General features: G+C 46.5%; 11 protein-coding genes. 2 read left to right on the forward strand and 9 right to left on the reverse strand.

From position 1 onward, the window contains the following. Nucleotides 1-22 precede the first annotated feature (22 nt). From AB4114_RS03235 to AB4114_RS03250, 4 genes are all read right to left on the reverse strand, one after another. Nucleotides 23-1327 carry an RCC1-like domain-containing protein gene (locus AB4114_RS03235; RefSeq protein ID WP_441987110.1) on the reverse strand — a complete coding sequence of 435 codons (1305 nt, stop codon included), beginning with the start codon at nucleotides 1325-1327 and terminating at the stop codon, nucleotides 23-25. Nucleotides 1328-1376: 49 nt separating this feature from the next. Next, on the reverse strand, nucleotides 1377-3794 hold the full coding sequence (locus AB4114_RS03240; RefSeq protein WP_441987111.1) for an S-layer homology domain-containing protein: 2418 nt from the start codon (nucleotides 3792-3794) through the stop codon (nucleotides 1377-1379). A gap of 480 nt (nucleotides 3795-4274) precedes the next feature. Beyond that, nucleotides 4275-4889 (reverse strand): PH domain-containing protein, encoded by a 615-nt coding sequence (locus AB4114_RS03245; RefSeq protein WP_441987112.1) that lies wholly within the window; start codon nucleotides 4887-4889, stop codon nucleotides 4275-4277. A 93-nt stretch (nucleotides 4890-4982) separates the two neighbouring features. Beyond that, a complete protein-coding gene (locus AB4114_RS03250) occupies nucleotides 4983-5846 on the reverse strand; it encodes a helix-turn-helix domain-containing protein (protein WP_441987113.1) in 864 nt (287 codons plus the stop codon). 140 nt (nucleotides 5847-5986) lie between these two features. Here AB4114_RS03250 and AB4114_RS03255 point away from each other — a divergent pair, with 140 nt between their 5' ends. Next, nucleotides 5987-6769 carry a phytanoyl-CoA dioxygenase family protein gene (locus AB4114_RS03255; RefSeq protein ID WP_441987114.1) on the forward strand — a complete coding sequence of 261 codons (783 nt, stop codon included), beginning with the start codon at nucleotides 5987-5989 and terminating at the stop codon, nucleotides 6767-6769. Between the two features lie 79 nt (nucleotides 6770-6848). On the opposite strand, the gene AB4114_RS03260 is transcribed toward AB4114_RS03255, so the two are convergent. Further along, a complete protein-coding gene (locus AB4114_RS03260) occupies nucleotides 6849-8876 on the reverse strand; it encodes a beta-galactosidase (RefSeq protein WP_441987115.1) in 2028 nt (675 codons plus the stop codon). 117 nt (nucleotides 8877-8993) lie between these two features. Between AB4114_RS03260 and AB4114_RS03265 the strand changes: the two genes are divergently transcribed. Then, nucleotides 8994-9818: an AraC family transcriptional regulator gene (locus AB4114_RS03265; protein ID WP_441987116.1), complete on the forward strand. Its 825-nt coding sequence runs from the start codon at nucleotides 8994-8996 to the stop codon at nucleotides 9816-9818. A 229-nt stretch (nucleotides 9819-10047) separates the two neighbouring features. Here AB4114_RS03265 and AB4114_RS03270 read toward each other — a convergent pair whose 3' ends face one another. The 4 genes from AB4114_RS03270 to AB4114_RS03285 all read right to left on the reverse strand — a co-directional run bounded on the left by AB4114_RS03270 (nucleotide 10048) and on the right by AB4114_RS03285 (nucleotide 19749). Further along, a complete protein-coding gene (locus AB4114_RS03270) occupies nucleotides 10048-13125 on the reverse strand; it encodes a glycosyl hydrolase (protein ID WP_441987117.1) in 3078 nt (1025 codons plus the stop codon). A 26-nt stretch (nucleotides 13126-13151) separates the two neighbouring features. Next, a complete protein-coding gene (locus AB4114_RS03275; protein ID WP_441987118.1) occupies nucleotides 13152-15365 on the reverse strand; it encodes a helix-turn-helix domain-containing protein in 2214 nt (737 codons plus the stop codon). Nucleotides 15366-15819: 454 nt separating this feature from the next. Then, complete coding sequence (locus AB4114_RS03280) at nucleotides 15820-18234, reverse strand: alpha-L-rhamnosidase-related protein (protein WP_441987119.1); 2415 nt, start codon at nucleotides 18232-18234, stop codon at nucleotides 15820-15822. Nucleotides 18235-18255: 21 nt separating this feature from the next. Further along, nucleotides 18256-19749, reverse strand: coding sequence for a glycoside hydrolase family 28 protein (locus AB4114_RS03285; protein WP_441987120.1), 1494 nt, complete (start codon nucleotides 19747-19749; stop codon nucleotides 18256-18258). Nucleotides 19750-19876 lie beyond the last annotated feature (127 nt).

Here is a 19876-nt window from a genome sequence, read left to right on the forward strand (position 1 = left end):
CAGACCACAGCTTCTTTCTTGATTAATTCTCCCTGGACGCTTTTGAATTCAATCCATTAATTCCTTGCGGATAAAGCTGCAGATTCTTCTCTTGATTTCCTAATTGACCGAATATGTTGGAGCCCCATGTATAATACACGCCGTTGGTCCCGAGTGCTCCGCTTGCATAGAAGCCTGAGGAGATTTGACTGGCGGCAATTCCGGGAACTTGCACAGGACTGTTTTGATGGCTAGGCGTACCGTTGCCAAGCTGCCCATAGCTGTTCGAACCCCACGCCCACACCGTACCGTCTTCCTTCAGCGCCATGCTGTACCATTCTCCGGCAGAAATCGAGGCCACTTGCGCGAGGTCAGCAACCTGTACGGGAGCAGCATGTCCTTTATTCGTCTTATCGCCAAGCTCGCCATATTCGTTATGCCCCCAAGCCCACACCGTACCATCGTTCAACAAAGCGAGCGAATGATCATACCCAGCACTGACCGCTTTTACTCCGTGAATACCGCCAATCTGGAAGGGGCGGTTGCGGGAGCTTGTCGTGCCGTCGCCTAGTTGTCCTTGGGCGTTAGCGCCCCAGGCCCACACTGTGCCGTCTTTAGTTAAAGCCAGATTATGCCATCCCGCAGCTGATACGGACAACACATCATTCAGACCTTGAACCTGCATGGGAACGGTTTGCTGAGTAGTCGTACCATCCCCTAGTTCGCCAAATTCATTCGACCCCCAAGCCCATATTGTCCCGTCCTTTTTCAACGCCAAGGTGTACGATTCTCCCGCAGAAATTGCTGTTATATCGCTAAGTGTAGAAACTTGTTCCGCCGTCTGACGAGATACAGTTGTACCGTCGCCCAACTGCCCGAAACGGTTGTCGCCCCATGTCCAAACCGTACCATCATTTTTTAAGACCACATTATGAGTTCCTATAAAGGCATCGGCAACATGATCCATACCTGTAACCAGCTTCGGCGTCTGAAGCGAGTTTCCACCTTGAGGCTGGACTGAGCCCCAGACCCAAAGCGCTCCACGATCGTCAATAGCCATGCTCTGCCCGAAGCCCATGCGAATACGGGGCTCATCCGTTCCATATACCGAATAGGTTACTGCCGTTACACTAGAAATAATTGGCGGCAATGTGCCATAAACCGCTGATTGAACATCATTTAAATACGCGCCTCTTGAATCAATCAGGAGACTGGAAGGTGCTTCGAATGCCGATTGCTCGGTAACATCCGTTGCCTGAATCGCATTCCCATAAGTAGTGGCCGAGGTCATGAGTAAACAACTAGCTAAAGTGGTGCGGATCCATATCTTAGTTCGCTTTTTATGCATTGGATCTACCCCCATCTGTCCTGAGCTTCTTGCCGTTTAGAACCTTGTACTAGTATCCAGAAGCGATTTTTTCAATTACGATAGAGATCCCTACTGCAGGCGATTGCGCTAATGTTATTGGAATAAATGAATCATTCACTATGTTTATAGTGCTACCCGCGCTCAATTGCAAAATGACTTTATTCGAAATTTGACTATTATTGGATAAAATTGGGATACGCGTGCCAGCATCTATCACACCATTTATGCGAAGCGCTATCTGAGCTCCGATTCCAGAAGTTGTCGATACTTGATAGCTGATCTCATAAATTCCGGCTTGAGTTATGTTAATTTGTCCCATGAAAGACGCAAAATAACTATCATCGATGCCAGATGTTACATAACCACGTTGGTTCAACGGTAGATTTGCATCAGCTGGAAACGGCCCACCCGATGGCAACACACTATACAAATAGCCAAAAGTGGACAAGCCGCCTGCGCCAGCCGCGCCGGTCGCTCCTTGTGCGCCTGTAGCTCCTGTGGCACCGGTTGCTCCTGTCACTCCTACTCCAGTTGCTCCTGTTACGCCTTGGGCTCCGGTTGCTCCGGTTACGCCTTGAGCTCCGGTTGCTCCGGTTACGCCTTGAGCTCCGGTTGCTCCGGTTACGCCTTGGGCTCCGATTGCTCCGGTTACTCCTTGGGCTCCGGTTGCTCCGGTTACGCCTTGGGCTCCGGTTGCTCCGGTTACGCCTTGGGCTCCGGTTGCTCCGGTTACGCCTTGGGCTCCGGTTGCTCCGGTTACGCCTTGGGCTCCCGTTGCTCCGGTTACGCCTTGGGCTCCGGTTGCTCCGGTTACGCCTTGAGCTCCGGTTGCTCCGGTTACGCCTTGGGCTCCGATTGCTCCGGTTACGCCTTGGGCTCCGGTTGCTCCGGTTACGCCTTGGGCTCCGGTTGCTCCGGTTACGCCTTGGGCTCCGGTTGCTCCTGTTACGCCTTGAGCTCCGGTTGCTCCGGTTACGCCTTGGATGCCTTGTGCTCCGGTTGCTCCTGTTACGCCTTGGCCTCCGGTTGCTCCTGTTATTCCTTGGATGCCTTGGGCCCCTGTTGCGCCTGTTATTCCTTGGATGCCTTGGGCTCCGGTTGCTCCTGTTACGCCTTGAGCTCCGGTTGCTCCGGTTACGCCTTGGGCTCCGGTTGCTCCTGTTATTCCTTGGATGCCTTGTGCTCCGGTTGCTCCTGTTATTCCTTGGATGCCTTGGGCCCCTGTTGCTCCTGTTACGCCTTGGATGCCTCGGGCCCCTGTTGCTCCTGTTACGCCCTGGATGCCTTGTGCTCCGGTTGCTCCTGTTATTCCTTGGATGCCTTGGGCCCCTGTTGCTCCGGTTGCTCCGGTTACGCCTTGGGCTCCGGTTGCTCCTGTTACACCTTGAATGCCTTGTGCTCCTGTTGATCCCGTCTCACCATGTTCGCCTTTTTCGCCTTTTTCGCCTTTTACACCTGCAGGTCCAACTGGGCCTACAGCTCCAGCAGGGCCTACAGGTCCAGCTGGACCAATTTCACCCCGTACAGCAGTCGTTGCTTTAGGCTCATTAACCCCTAAAGAGACCTCAATCAAATAAGCTTTATCCTCTTTATTCACGATTGATACAAGCAGCCCTACCTTCAAAGCATCAAAACTCAGCTGTTGCGAAGAGTTTTTATCATAATATTGCGTTTCCGAAGTAAGACTCAGTTTTTTTGTTTCTGAAGCCAACGTTACAGAGACCGAATCTTTCGAAACGGCCGATATAATGCCGTTAGTTACACTATTGGACACGCCTGCTAAGGAAGTTTCCTTTCCATTTGTTAAGTAAGGCAACGCATTGCTTAGCATTGCCGCCATCTCAGCACGCGTTACGAGTTTCAACGGTCTAAACTGATTGTCAGTAAAGCCTTCAACAATATTTAGGCTAACACCAGCATTGATGTAACCCTTGTAAGATGGCGTAAAATCTTCCTCATCGCTAAACAAGGTTGTGCTTTCAGTCAATCGGCCTGCATCTGACTCACGATTAATTGCCCGAATGATCAGCTTGATCGTCCATTCACGGCTTGATGTCTGCTGACCCCATCCTGCCTTGTTCGTTTCCTCTTGTGCCACGAGAAGACCTTTTTTCAACGCTACCGAAATGTAAGGTTTAGCGAAGTCGTCAACAGAAAGTACAGGATTGACTGCGCCCTCTTTCTTGACTTCCTCCTCTAAACCCATTAGACGGATCGCCATAAGAACTGCTTCCTGATGAGTGACATTACTTTGCGGATTAAACATCCCTGCGTTATCGCCTGCGATAATGTCAAGCAGCGCAAGTTTGGTCATATACTTTTGTGCCCATGGCACCGTATCTGCATCCTTAAAAGTTGGCGCAGCCGCCGATACGATTTGAGTTGCAGGTGCCAACGATACCAGCAGAGCCATCGCCAACGAAGTTTTTTTAATTTTGTGTTTCATCTGTTACCTCCTGATTTTTTTCATAGTTTTCATTTTTTCTGCAAAACGCTTGAATCTCCTATTCCCTTTTATTTATAGGTCTTAAAACTTATAGACTTATAGACATATAGACTAATAGTCCTATAATACACTTACATAGGCATCCTACCCCTCTCGATATTCCTTCAAGTTTCGACTACATTAGCCAAAATCACCCATAGACCATAGTACTATGTGTTTCTCACAAATTTCTCACAAAAAATCCCTATCGAGATAGGCGACCACGTTTAGCGGCAGATTTTATCGCTAAGGTTTGAAGGTTGCTAAAGGGACAAAGCCTATTTATACGATTACGCATAAACCAAAAAGACGTTTTTCCATTCAAAAACCGAATGGAAAAACGTCTCAAGTGGTGTCAGTTACTCAACAAAACATACTGTGTCGGCATGAACGCAGTCACAATCTGTGTCAGGATTACCCTATTATATGGCAGTGATCAATTTAGTTATTGATATAACGTTCAAAAATAGCACCGAAATCCTTAACCTTCAACTCCGAATGCTTACCTTTCAACCAGTTGTAGGTGGATTCCGTAATCTCATCGAATTGCGTAACTGGAGAAGTCGTTTGTGTTGAGATACGGCCAGTGGCTTCCTTCGCAACAGCTACGCTTTGCTTAGCGTATTCGAACATTTCCTCATTATGAGCAACTGTCTCGGAAATTTTAATCAAAGCTTTGTACAAATCTTTGATCTGTTCAATTTGCTTTTTATCCACATCAATGGAGAAGTTCGTGTTGCCGATAATGAATTTGATCTCAACATCAAGATCGATCGTTCCTGCCGTTTCCATATACACTTGGGAGATCGCATGAGTATGATAGCTGAAACGTTTCAGAACTCGCTTAGAGCTAATCGCACTATCTCCATCCAAATGGATGAGTGCAAGGTTCGTGAAGCAATATTCGTCTTTCTTGGACTTGATGATGAAGTAAATCTTCTCGCCATCCTCATGCATCACATAATCATCAGAATCAACCTTATCAAAATCTGCTGGACTAATTACTTTACCGATATCACTTAAGCCTAATGCGTCTGCTGCAAACTTCTTGAACACTGGAACCATCCTCTCGCTAATTAAAATGTATGTAGACTTATCCCATTATACGATATGGGTAGAATTAACATAAGTAGCAAATTGTTAGCCATTCTATCGCTTCTCTTTTTGGCGGAAACGGCCAGGAGGAACCTTCTTCTCCAGTAAGAACGTACGTGTAAAATAATGAACGGAAGAAAACCCCGTCAATTCAGCAATTTCTTTAATAGGCAGGTCGCTGCTCAGCAGCAGATGCGCCGCTTGGCGAATACGCTCACTCCGAATGAAATTAGTGAAGCTCTCATGGATTCCCTCCGAGAATAGCCGAGATAGATGGCGCTCCGATACGCTCAAATAGCTTGCAACATCTTTGAGCTGAAGAGCTTGCGAGAGATTATCACGGATATAGAGCTTGGCCCGCCGCATCAAAATATGTGTGCTTTTATGCCGGATAATAGGCATCTTAGATTGCCTTCCGAATACAGCAGGGAACGACACCAGCAAGGCATAGGCAACCGAATGAATGGCTGCATACGGGAGACTTCCGTGCCCCTCTCGGATGAGAAGTGATCGCCATAATTGCACAGTTGGTACATCATCTGCCTCATACAGAACAGCATCACCGTGGAGTGCAAGCCCATTGAATGTTTCACGCATTGCATCATCACATAAGGTTTCATCCAGCTCAAACGCGATAAATAAAATATTCAACCCTTTTTCCGTACGAATTTGGTGGGTAATACCGGGTTTTGAGCAAAAAAGCGTGCCTGCTCGAAGTGAATAGACCATGTCTTCCTCTGAATACAGACCTTCTCCATCCAAAATGTAACATATCTCAAAAAAAGAATGCTTATGGGGTTGATTATCATACAAACAAGGATCCACTCCCCAATAATGCACTTTAAAGACAGCTTCCGCACCTTGGATTACAGTTAAAGCTTCATTCAACATCGCATACGTTTCCTTATACTGAAACATGAGCTTCACCTTTTTCGGGAAAAATGGCCTTATTGTGCAAAAGTATGTCCTCTGTTGAAAAAGATTACACCGTCAATATCTCCTATAATTATAGATAGAAAGCGGCTTAATGAGCAACTACAAATTGGAGGCATGATACGATGATACAACCTAAAGATGTCGATTTTTACAAAGAAAATGGTTACTTGCTAGTCAAAGGGGTATTTAATGAAGCGGAAGTTGTGGAGATGAGAGAGGCTGTTGAGAACATTATTCTACGTGCTGCTCACGCGAAAGCCGATAGTAATGCTGCTTGGCAAGGGGATTATCTACCCGCTGAAGAGCTGAAGAAGCTTGTTCTTAAAGGCTTTCATGATGTGCATTATCACGATGCATCCTTCATGCGAGCCGTCATTCATCCGAATATGGTAGCGGTTTTGAGACAAATTATTGGGCCCAACGTTCAGCTTCATCATTCCAAAATGCTGGTCAAGCCACCAGAGAATGGCGCTGCCTTCCCGATGCATCAAGATTATCCGTATTTCCCGCATGAGAACCATACGATGTTAGCGGCTAGTGTTCACTTGGATCGTGCGGATGAAGAGAATGGCTGTCTACGCGTCATCCCGGGCTCACATCTTGCAGGAAGCTTGCAACATATCGGTACGCATTACCTCAATCACAAAGAGTATCCAATCCATATGGGAACACCTTGTGAAGCGGAAGCTGGCGATGTTCTATTCTTCAACTACTTAACGATCCATGGTTCATCTTCGAATAAGAGCTCGAGAACGCGGAGAAATGTATTGTTTCAATATCGGGAGGCGAGTGATTTCCCGACCACGCAAGAGCATTTTGACTGGGGCATGGGGTTAATGGTTAGCGGGGAAAATCCAAATTTCACGAAAGTGAAGCCTAACTACAAGATTATTAAAGAAGCTTAAAGTTATATAATAAATACATGAAAAGCTGTAACCCTCACTGCAGCAAGGGTTACGGCTTTTCTAAAGTAAGAAAATGAGTCTACTTTTCAATGATGAGGACTTGCTTGGCTGCAAGTGTTGCTTCATGTTCAATGAAATCGCCGGATAGTAAATCCGTCCCCTTCAAATCCCCGAGGGAAATCGTAGTAGCTTGGTCATTATGGTTTAAAATAAAGACGAATGACTCGTTCTGTTCATTGGTTCTCGTAGAAACCTCAACACCAGGCACAGGTGGAATTGGTGCAGTAATCCCTTTATCTTGGCACAAGTTGCCTAGCAGCCCTTGTAAAAATGCTGGCTCAGGACTGGAAGCGACGTACCACGCTTGACCCGCTCCATATGTATTTACAGTCAATACAGGCATGCCTTGATAGAAATCCTTGCCATATACAGCTTTTACTTCGGCTCCCTCAGCATGGATTAAATCACACAGGATACCGCATTCGTAGCTTCCATCTAGGGCGCCCCATTGCTCATTCAGCTGAATTTGGTTGCTCTGATCGGGGAATAACGCATCGATTTCTTCTGCCCAAATGCCAAGAACATTGCGCAGCTCACCCGGATATCCACCCAGGGTTACGCGATCATGCTCGTTGACGATACCGCTGAAGAAAGTAGTCAGGAAAGTTCCTCCAGCATGAACGAATTGTTCCACGCGCTTCGCATATCCCTCTTTCACCATATAAAGTACAGGTGCAATGACAATATCGTAGCCCGTGAGATCCGTATCCGTGCCGATGAGGTCCGCTTGAATATTTTCTTGGAACAGAGCGTCATAATATTTATGAACTTCATCAACATAATTTAATGCGATTGTCGGGCCGCTCGACAGGCCTACCGCCCAGCGATTTTCCCAATCGAAAACAATACCCACACGTGCTCTCACTCTTGCGTCCAATACTTTATCTGATAAGCGCACCAGTTCATGCCCTAACTCCGCGCATTCACGGAATACACGCGTATGTTCATGTCCAACATGCTCAATGACAGCGCCATGGAATTTCTCACAAGCACCTGCGGAACGACGCAACTGGAAAAATAATATCGTATCCGCACCATGGGCAACCGCCTGATAGCTCCATAGTTTCATAACACCAGGACGTTTCAACGAGTTATATTTTTGCCAGTTCTGTTGACTTGGTGTTTGTTCCATCAACATAAACGGCTGACCGTCTTTTAATCCACGCATAAGATCATGCGTCATGGAAGTGAGACTGACCGGCGTGTCTAGCGATGGATAGTTGTCCCATGAGATGACATCCAAATAAGGAGCCCATTTGAAATAGTCTAATTCTTTGTAAAGCCCCATTAAATTCGTCGTTATTGACAGCTCCGGGGAATGACGTCTGATCGCGTTATACTCCAACTTGTAGCAATCCAGTAAACTATCGGACATGAATCTACGATAATCTAATGAAATCGATTGGAAGCGTGAACGATCGCCGGCCGTTTCCTCCGAAAGTGCATTTGGCGGAACGATTTCATCCCACTCGTAGAACGTATGTCCCCAGAAACCGGTATACCAAGCCTTATTTAATTGATCTAATGTTGTATAGCGCTCTTGCAGCCAAGTTCGAAATGCCTCCGCGCAGTTATCACAGTAGCAATAACCACCATATTCATTGGAAACGTGCCAAATGAGAATGGCTTCATGATCTTTGTATCGTTCAGCTAATTTCTCTGCAATTCGCTCTGAATAGATACGAAATGTTGGACTGTTGGGACAAGAATTATGCCTCATGCCAAATTTATGTTTGCGTCCTTCAAAATCCACGCGACAAACATCCGGATATTTCTTAGCCATCCAAGCAGGATGTGCCCCCGTGCTTGTAGCCAAACACACATAGGTTCCATTCGCATGGAGACGATTAATGATGTCATCTAGCCAAGTAAAATCGTAAGTATCTTCATTCGGTTGTGACAGCGCCCACGAAAATACATTGATCGTTGCGACATCAATTCCCGCAAGATTAAACATGCGTAAATCCTCGTCCATAACTTCTTTATCCCATTGTTCTGGATTGTAATCTCCACCATACCAAATTTTTGGCAGCTTAGGATGTATCATGATTCGCACCTCTTCATGTAATTTCATATAAGAATAAGTACATTATATTAAATTCACAATCATGTTAAAATATAATATAAAAGCAATCCTATATAAGAAAATGGAACAGGAGGATGGATGGTGCATACCCGATTTCTACTAACGCCAAGTACAGCCCAGCCCTACCCTTTATATATCGATAGCATTGGTCATCACGAAGATCAGGAGATGCTCAACCGCAAAGATGGCCTACCTCACTATCAATGGCTTCAGACTTTTTCTGGTGAAGGCGAATATGAAATGGGCAATAGGAAAGTCCTTTTATCGAAAGGTTCCGGTGTCCTCATGCTGCCCGGTGAACCGCACGCTTATTATGCCGTTACGGATACCTGGTGCACACAGTACGTTACGTTCGGAGGCACTAGTGTGCATACGATCTTAAGTACATTAGGCATGCTTGAATCTGCCGTCTTCCGTTGGGATGAGGAAGGTCCTTTAAACCTTGCTCTCACCCATATTTTGAACAAACTTCAGACGCAAGCCGATTATTCTGGCTATGATGCATCCGCGGATTTGTACCATTTCTTGATTCAGATAAAAAAGCACGCACAAATCAATAATCGCACTTCGATTACGAATCAGATGCTTCATTTACAGCCACTAACCGATTGGCTCGAAGATCACTATCCGAATCCGGATACCGGGATCGAACAGATGGCTGCTGTCCTTGCGATTACACCACGACATTTGAATACGTTGTTTCAGCATGCTTTCGGCCTCTCTCCTTATGCCTACCTCATCATGATGCGACTTCGCAAATCCAAAGAAATGCTGCTAGTCGACAGACATCGCGCCATTAAAGAAATTGCTGTGCGTGTTGGCTTTCGAGATACGAGTCACTTTATTGCGAGCTTTCGCAAACAAATTGGCCTGACGCCGGAGCGATTTAGAGAGTTGAATTAACGAATTAAACGGTTTCGCGTGCTGCTCCAACTAGCATATGAAACCACGGCGCGATCCAAATAACTGGAAAAAATCCAGCTATTTTTCAGCTTATCAGTCATTTTTGTGTAATAAATGGAAAATGTACATGTAATTCCCCGCGAATTCGGACGAAATTAGCTGTATGTTTTACAGTAAAAAGTAAAAAAACAGATCACAGGCAGATGAACATCTGTCTATGATCTGTTTTTTAGATAAATGAAACCACAATACGCGGCGGCACTGGCAATCCGAACCTGACGAACGCGAATCTGTCTACATACATCGAGACTCCCTGAGGTATCCCTTTGTCCATCCAACCTGGTGTATTTGTGAAACTAGATGGGCCTACTTTGTAAATTTCACCGTGGATATGATGATGAGGACCCAGTAAGTTCCGGCAGCTATTCGTCAGCTCCATTTCGATGACATTCTCCCCAGCAACCAGGTATCCTCCAATGTCAGCCTCATACGGTTCCCACAAGAAGGTTCGAACTTCGAGTCCATTTATCCACAGTTTGGATACAGCAGCATGAGGAGGTTCAGGGAAGAACCACTTAGCAGCAGCGCCATCCTTCCAATTCACAACGATGTGCTGTCGCAATCGAATCGTACCTGCGAAGAAAGGTAGTCCTTGCTGAACAAGTTCACTCGCATGCACCACTTGAGGAATCTCCTTGAGGACGAAAGCCCCCTCCGTCTGAACCGCATTTCGTTCACCGTACACATACCCCGATTGAGACTCAACACCAAACTCACCTAGGAGATAGATGCTCTCAATTTCGGTATCAAAGGTTAATTTATTGCCTTCTGATTCAAATATCTTCGCATTCTCAATCGCTTGATACGTTTCAGGCGAATTATAGAAATGCCTGTTTAAGCGAATGTGATTTTCCCCGAGCTGTACATTGCCGCTGATAGCGACTTTGTGGAAAGATCCATCTCGCCACGTTCCGCAGCTCTCCGAGGAGACCTTACTACCGTTAACTTCTATGGCGAAAAGCTCAGGGCTTTCCATAACAACAAATAGCTCCCTGTTATATCCAGTTTCCCAACCAACATAGAAAGGAAAGTCTAACTCGATATCAACAGATCGACCCAGTGCTAGTAATTGTTCCTGAATAAGAATCACAGGCTGCAGCTCGGACCACTCGCCATCCTCCACACGTAACCGACACGTATCCAATGTGAGGCTGTTTGGGGTGAGAGAAACGACGTCCCAATGGGAGCTTAAAATCGTTGTCTCGGCGGGTTGACTCTCATTCTCGCTCTCACTCTTTCTCTTATCCGATACTTGTTCAATAACGTTCGCAGGTTGTCCATTGCGCGGCTCCAGCCGCAGCATATAGGATTGACCAGGATGCAGCGGCAGCTGTACCCGAATGCCATCCGCCGTTGCGATCTGATCAAGGCATTCTGTGTCTCCGCTTGTTAGATCAATCAAGCTTACATGCCCTGTATGAAGCAGTTCAATGTCAACCCGAGCATAGTGTTCCTCCCCGGAATTGACGACATAAAATAAACGAGATCCCTCAAGTTCCAACGTTTGTACATTGATGGTGTCAGCAGCAATAGTAACTCCGTGCTCATCGGTCATCCGGATCGAAGGCGCACTGACCTTCGTTATGACGTCCATTATCGCAGCGGATGTCCACTCCGGTTTGTACGCTTGCAGGAGCAATTCCGCAAGTTCACTGTCGGCCACACCCTCAACTAGCTGAGGATAGGGTGCGCAAGCAATCAATTGTCCGCCTTGCTGCACGAATTGTTTCAGCAACATTAGTGACGTTCGGCTAATCGTCACGCTTGGCGGCAGAACCACCACACGATACGCCGCCTCTCCAATAATGAACTGGCCGTCTTTCACATGGCCGTGCCCCTCCATGATGCTTTCACTGCCATAATCATGCTCGATAAAGGCTTGGCACATCCAGCGTGATAGCTGAGCGAACGCCGCGTGGAACTGCGGAATGTCGGAGCGATCCTCTCCGCGCTGCAAGGTCCACGCACTGCGAATCGGGTGCAATAGCAGCACGTCGACTTGCCTTGTCCCCTCCGACAGCAGCATCGACAATCTGGCGAAATAATCGTTGAAGCCCTTATAGTCCTCCCACCACGGCTGTTGGACGAACAAAGATGGCGGATAATCCCGCTTCCGCAGACCTTTCAGGCTATAGCTCTGCAAATGCTGGCAAATCATCGTAATGCCATGGACGAACTGCCATTCACCAATTCGCTTCAAATCCGCGAAGCTAATGTCCCAACCGGAACAGCCAAAGCTTTCGGTAATCGTTTGCTTTTTCCCAAGTTGATGGGCGACAGATCCGACCTGTTTCGGGACAATCGGCTCATCTCCAATGAAACGACCGAGCCAATCACAACCTGGCATGTTCAAATGTTCATAGAACGCCATGGGATCTCCAACAGAGGTTACTTGAATCTGCAGCGCTTGTTCATCCACAACATGTCCAGTAAAGGACCATCCTTTACTTTGACACCAGTCACCGATTTGCTTCGCATACGCCTTTGTGAACATCGCTGTTACACACGCCCAGTAGTCGTATCTGGCTTTCTCATAGCCGTCGATTTGCAAGAATAACGCTGGCAACACGTCCTTCAACTCATATCCATTCGCGGATCGAAATGCTGCTTCTAATTCAAAGGACCACGGTAATTGACCACGAGCAAATTGAGGTTCATCGGTAAAAAAACCTTGAATGACATCCCCGAACTCCTCACCAAAACGCTCCCAATACGTGTTATAGGCAGCTTCAATGAATGCCCCCACAGCTTGCTCGCTTAAAGCATCTAAATAATAAGGATTGACCTCATAGTACAATCGAAGCTGTGCCTTCTCTGCATCCTTATCCCCAAGTAGTCTATACTCGTTCTCTGTCTGCTCGTAGTTCGCTATCGTATGTTGGGCAGAACTTTGAAAAGGCGCGTGCTCACAGAGCAGCTTCTTTTGCTGAAATGCCACGCCTTTGGCAGTCACCTTCCCGTCAGCGAAGCCGCTAGGCCACCCATTTTCGTCATACAGCCATGGCGACATGCCTAATTCTTTGCCTTTTACAAGACAGGCGCGAATCGCATCCATCCACTTCTCCCCCATGTAGGGGGTTTGAAGTCCGCCTCTTGCATGCATGAAAAAGCCGCCAATCCCCGCTTTATGCATCTCTTCAATTTGCCGTTCTAATTCAGCGATCTCTAATTTATCATTCCATGACCAAAACGGGAGGGTCCGATACTCATTAGGCGGATGAAGCAATTGTTCCCATATATTTGACATAAAAACCTCCGAAAGTAGTGTCGATCCTATTGGTGAACCTTGCGGTAATCCCCTGGCGTTGTGCCAATCATTTTCTTAAAAGCACGAATGAACGACATCTGATGTAAATACCCTACGCGTTCCGAAATTTCTTGGATCGGCAGAGGTGTCGTTCTTAGCAATTCCTTGGCATGCTCCATCCGTATTTGGCAGAGATAGACGACGAACTTCTCACCGAAATCCTCTTTAAAAATGGTGCTTAGGCTGGACGAATTCATATTAAATTGTTCACTTAGGCTCGATAAAGATAGATCGGGATCACTGAAATTGGCCTCGATGTAGTCCCTTACTTTTTGCACCACACCGTGATTGCCTTTGCTGACGCGGATTTCTTCCATTTGCTGTGCACAGGACGTAATGGTTACCAGATAAAAAGATTCCAGCTCATCCAACGTTTCAAGTGTCTCCATATTCTCATCCCATGGTGTGCGGAACTCCCGATTCCATAGTTCTTGATACTCAGGAGGCAGCTCCATCATTTCCCGATAGAAATAATAGTTCATGTAACTGAGAATGCCGCTGATCTCCTCTTTGGGAAGCAAAAGGCGACGCAAACCCTCAAATAGCAGCTTCAACTGCTCCTGCCACCCATCGTTACCGACACGGAAAGCTTGAGCAATCGTCCGTACATACTGCAGGTACACATATAGATCATCATGCGACAATAGCTCGATTTCCCAATGGCCGATCACCCGATTGCTGCCAAGTGCAGACTTATAGTCCAGCGCCCTAGCCGATGATTCATAGGACTGATGTATCGATTGAACCTCATGTACCGTACATCCCAAACCAAATGTCACCGTTAGCTTCAGATTATTCTGCATCCATTGACGGACTTGATCCGTCAGCGTCACCATCGTCGACTCCAGTGATGTCTCTTGCTGCTCTTCAAGAAAAATAATACACAACCGATGATTCGTGACCCATTCCTGCCAAATGCGCAGACCACAAGCTTCTGCCGATTCTTCGACTACCTTTTTCAAAATATATTTAAAAAGTCCCTGATCCTCTCGGGAATGCCCGCTAATAAACTCGGTATATTTATCAATTTCGACGATGCTCACTGCGGCATTTCCCAATTGCTTCATGCCAAAATCCATTATCTCATTGTTCCAATCTGCCTGCTCTAGCGGGCGACTTCCATCAATAATCTCGTGGAATAACTGGATACGTCGATACTTCTGATTCACAAGACTCTGATTCTGATACTCCTGACTAACTTCAATGATGCTGCTGAGCGTGTAATCAATGTAACTCAGTTCATCGACCGTCGGTCCTTGTATCGGATGCTCTTTATGCACCTGATTATATTTCTCGATTCGCGACATAATCGTTTCAATTGGCTTATAGTTTTTACGGGTAATATACACAATCCAGCCAATGGCTAGCAGCAGTCCCAAGAACCCAACAATAAACCAGCCACTCTTCATATAGTTAAAAATATTACCCAGCTCTTCCTTCTTCAGCGAGCTCGTATAGGTCCAACCTGTGTAGTTGGAAATGATCGTGATATCATCATCCTTCGGATTCTTGCCATTTTGCTCAAAAATCATCTGGCCTTGACTATCTTTGAGTGCAATCTGATTCACTTCAGATATACCGTATTTGCTTAGAAACTCTTGAATGCCGCTGATTTTCACATTAATAACAAGCATAGCGATGCCTTTGCTTTGCAGGGGAACACTTCTGGACAAGGAAATGACAGTACCTTCCAGATTCCCATCTTTTACAGTCCGATAGGGACGAGGCAGACTCCAGCTATCTAGTTCAGGATTATTTATATGACTTTCAATGAATGTTTTATCTCCAAATTGCTCGACATTCAGCTTTGTTTTATCACTAATAACCGTCCCATCACCTACCCGATACAAGTAGGCAGAATCAATCCATGGATTGGTAGATGTTAAGCTCTGAAGCAGCCTGGAAAGTTCGATGAAAAAGTTAGTATCGCTTTGCATCCCAGCGAACGTCGTTATGTTAATATTACGAGTTATTGTTTCTAACATCATCAATTCAATGGAGTTCAGCGACATGTCGATGCTGTTCTGGATATTTTGGACATACACGCCACTGGATTTCAGGGCTTCTTTGCGGGACAAATCATTAAGCTGAACGACCCCGATAAATACGAATAAACAAACGATAAGAATAAGCACAGGAACATAGGAAAGTAGCAAGCGATGGAACCAATTTCTTCTCAAGTTGGGCTCTCTCCTTCATGATAAAGAGGTGTTTATCCTACCATTCTATCCTTGAAAGGACGGAGGAGCAATATACATCCTTTCGCGGAGTTAACATGGATTTATCTGGAAGTAAAAAAAGGCTAGTGCGACGATTCGCGCGAGATACTCTAATTTGGTCGTTCCTCTGGAACCGAATAGTCCGATTTTATCCAACTAATTACGCTGTCATCGTCATCCACACCTAGTTAGTCCGAAATTGCCGAACTAAATCATCCCAAACAGCTCCTAATCAAGAAAATAGGCTATTTAGTTCGGCAGAGTCTGACTATCGGTCCTTTTCTAATGGGAATCCTTTCTTTAAGTCGGAGATTTCGGACTATTCTAGCTTTCCAGCGACGAGTGTGGAGTATAAAGTGGCTAAAGTGGACAGCAGCGATGAAAGCTAATTATTTCCATAAGAAAAGCCTAACAATCAAAATTCAAATTCATTCTGCCCCACATGTAAGGGATAGCTTTCTTGGCCCCAAACCAATGTACCAGGCAAACTCTGGGGCATTGTAACTTCGACGTGCCATTGGCTGTCCCAACACGCCACATTCACTTCAATAAAGCCGTTCGGGTGCGGAAGCTTACCCTGCAGACGCGTCAAAGATCCTAGCTGCGGACGAATCACGACTGATGCAAAACCCATCGAGGCTGGGCGAATGCCAAGCAAATTGGTGTAGAGATGGTAGACCGGATGAGCACCCCAAGCATGACAATCCGAACGCGTGGAATCTAGGAATATTTCCGGCGTTGTCTTAAGACCAGTTGCCTCCATGCCGAACCAAGGCTCGAGTCTGTCCAGCAGCGTTTCAACTTGATTGGCAGACGCTAACACATCGAACATATAGTGATCGAAATACACGCTAGTGCGCATCAAATCGTTGGCCGTCTTCAGTATTCCAGGTACAAGGCGACGGTTTAATTCAGGCGAAATCGACTCGCATAATAAGGAAAGCACTTGTGCATGCTCCGAATAATACTGATGGGAAGTTTCGTCCGCAAACAGCCCTCTCTCCTCATTCCAGAACAGTTGCTCAACGACGTTGCCCAGTTCTTTTGCCAGACGTCTTGCTCGTGATTCCAATTCTGTTTCACCTAAATAAGCTTCAAGTTTGGCAACCAGCTCCAACGTATGAATCATCTGTAGATTGTAGGCTGCATTCAAGCGATCTGCGCCATGCGGCGGTGTGCCCGAGTTCCATGCATCTGACGGCGCAGTCTGCCAGTCCATGAAGTTCCAAGAAATAGGCAGCTTTACCGCTCCATTCGATGAACGATTTTGCAACAACCGATCCAACTCATCCCGAACGCTGCTCATCATGAAACGAATCCATTCCCGGTCAACTCTCCACAGGGCATAATCATAGACCATCGCCACCCACCACAAGGAGAAGGAGGAAATATGTTTACCATTTTGGTCCGGGTAAGCACAGTTCACAAGTCCAAGATGGTTGTTGCGAGAAACTCGGAACATGTCCATTGCTTTACGCGGTAATCGAGCGTCGAGCGTACTCACGTAGGTAATAAGCGATTGAATGCGTGTATCCCCCACATACATGAGCTGCTCCCAATAAGGGCAATCCATATAGGTTTCGTGTGCACACATTTGCAGCGTCCTAAACGATGACTTAACGACATGATTTAGGCGTTCATCACTACTCTCGATTGAACCTTCCATCTCCAACGGATATCTCGTTTCCAGCAACCTAAACGCCTTCAAGTCCAGCGCTTCGCTCCCCGTCTCCACGATCAACTCGCCATAACGTCCCGCATGCCACCACAACGAATCGAAACTTCGGCACGTCCCGCCATCCGGACGAAACGTATCGCCGTATCCTCTAAACCATTTACCCGCAATATCATTCCGGTTCGTCTTGCGTCCACCATCCGCTTCATCATAGAAAGACTCCTCCCAATGGAGTCGAATGACAGAACCTTTTCCTCCCGAAACGACAAGCTCTGGGTAGAAACAATAATAATCCCCTAGATCGATAATGACTCGTCTATGTGTATTTGCTGGAATGTGAGTCGGTTGCCCGGTAAGTAAACTATTCCAAAGCTCATGCTCCTCTATCAAATCGCGACTTGCGACGATCGGATGTTCGTCTGATTCCTGGATACCAGCTTGCTCTACAAAACGTACACGTATCGCAGTCACGCTAACCTCTTGCATCGCCGGCAATGTAGCTGGTCGCATAAGCCGCTGCACCGACGAAAAATGATAATTGTCCTTACTATGGTAGACATTCCCCATAGGTTGTACCACAAGCCATCCGTCACCTCCCCCTAGCAGAGCATCCCAATCGAAAGACGCACCATCAATGTCCAGTTTTGCACCGGTACCGATGCTGGATGTCAGCGGCACAAAACGATAGCCCAGCATCGGCTTCGCTTCCCAATGAGCAACACCTGTACCCATCAGAGGTGCGAGTGCTTCATCATCCGGACTAAGCAGAAAACCTGGCTGTACGCTTACCTGTGCCCACGGCTTATGTTCGCCTAACGCCCAGCAGCGTGCAATCCATTGATGCTCTCCTGCGGCAACCTCGACCTCATACGTTTCATAAAACCAGTTGGTGCGGTCCCCACGTTCGCTGCCTCGGCCGATCCTTACGTGATCCAGAAACAGCTCATACCTTTCATCCCCAGAGACGTGCACCCTAAGACGAAGAGCTTCACTTAAAGTGAATTTGCAGCGATAAACAATCACATAGGGAGGTTTAGCCTCCTCACTGTATGTCACCCATCGACATGGCCAACCTGTTGTCTGTTCCCATGGCTTTTGCGATTGATTTGTCTCTATTTGTCCATTATAGGGTAAGTCAGTTAGCAGTATTCGCAATCAAATCACCTCCTCCATTCGTTATCGGATATCATCCACAACGTATAATTCTTTTACGCGTATATTCATCTCATCCAAGCTTGCTGCAGGCTTCGTACTACCCATCATATAGATCTGCTCAAAGGTAACGCCTTCAATCAGGAAAGGATCTGTTCCACGCAGCATCGATGGGAGTCGGCCTTGATCGCGTACGTTAATATTTTTTAAAAGCACCTGGGTAACGGGTCCAATCCCTCTTCCACTGTCTTCGATTTCAAAATGCAGCCAAAAAGGTCCATTTCTTGTATGGATGACTTGCTCAATATCGATGTTCTGGAAGGTGAGATTCTCCACGGTAGCCTTACCAAAGCGATGATGAATCGCTAATGCACGGCTGGCTTGATAGACGTAACTATTGGTAAAAGCGACATTCCGTTGCGCTTTTTCTACCCCCATCCCTACTTTAAAAGCCGCACAGCAGGTCCATGCTATACAATCATCGAACGTCACATTCTCAAGCACTTGCGGCGAGCCCGGCCAATTTTGGGCAATATCCGTTGCTTCATTCCAGGTTTTGGTGGAGAACGGGTCATCTTCTGAAATGGCAATTGTATGTGTAACTAACACATTCTGCGACTCTACGATATCAATGGCGTCATCCTCATAGTCAACCAACGATTGAAAGCCCTTGTAGTTCGTAATGTTTACATGAGTAGAACGAGTAGGAATAAGCGCCCAGAGGCCGGCATCTCGCCCAATAATGCCGTCAATCGTAAAGTTGGAGGTACGTATAGGCACAATTAAATTGCTAACAAAGCTTTGATTCGCTCTCAACCAGGAACCGTTCCCATCGATTGTCCCTCGACCAGTGATCGCAATATGGGTGGAATTGGGTTCTGTTTGGATGAGCCAGGTTCCATCATAATTTAGGCTATCTTTATGAAAATCGACCGTGTAATCCTCTTTCTGATCGGTTGCTCTAAGTACAGCTCCACCTTGAAGATAAAGGGTAACATGACTTTTCAGGAGCAGATTGCCGATCAGGAAAACCCCCTCAGGAACATAGACAACACCCCCGCCAGCTGAGTTGGCATCATTGATTGCCGCTTGAATTGCTGAAGTTGCTATCGTTTTCCCCGTCAGATCAGCGCCATAATTAGCAACCACATGATAGATCCCCTTGCCAGATTCAGGTGGAGCGCTCACTTCAAGCGGATCTGCGATGAGGACGAGCTCCTTCAACTTGTTGATTTTTAAAATGAGATATCGGGACTCCTGGAGGTTGAAGGTCAGCTTGTTCCCCACTACCGTACCTTGAATTTCAAAAGCTAACGGACTTATCGAATACGTATCGATCGGCTCGCACGCCGTGATGGTAATAGTCGTTGAACCGGAAAAGGAGAAATGAGCGTAATCATAATCACGATCCGTCAGAAAAGAGATCACCGGTATTCCGATATGATCCGCCTTCACTGAATAATACGTTGATTCCGCGTAAATAGACGGTACGGAGTAAGTCACAATCGTTGCAGGCATAATCATCCTCCTAGGCTTCATAGCTAACAGGTTTAACATACCGATTTTGATAGGGCTCATCAATCTACATTTCTTTGTTGGATTAACATGCGGAAGAAATAAAGCCCATGGGGCTAATACGTTCCGC

The sequence above is a fragment of the Paenibacillus sp. 2RAB27 genome (genome assembly GCF_052115445.1).
Taxonomy (GTDB): domain Bacteria; phylum Bacillota; class Bacilli; order Paenibacillales; family NBRC-103111; genus Paenibacillus_E.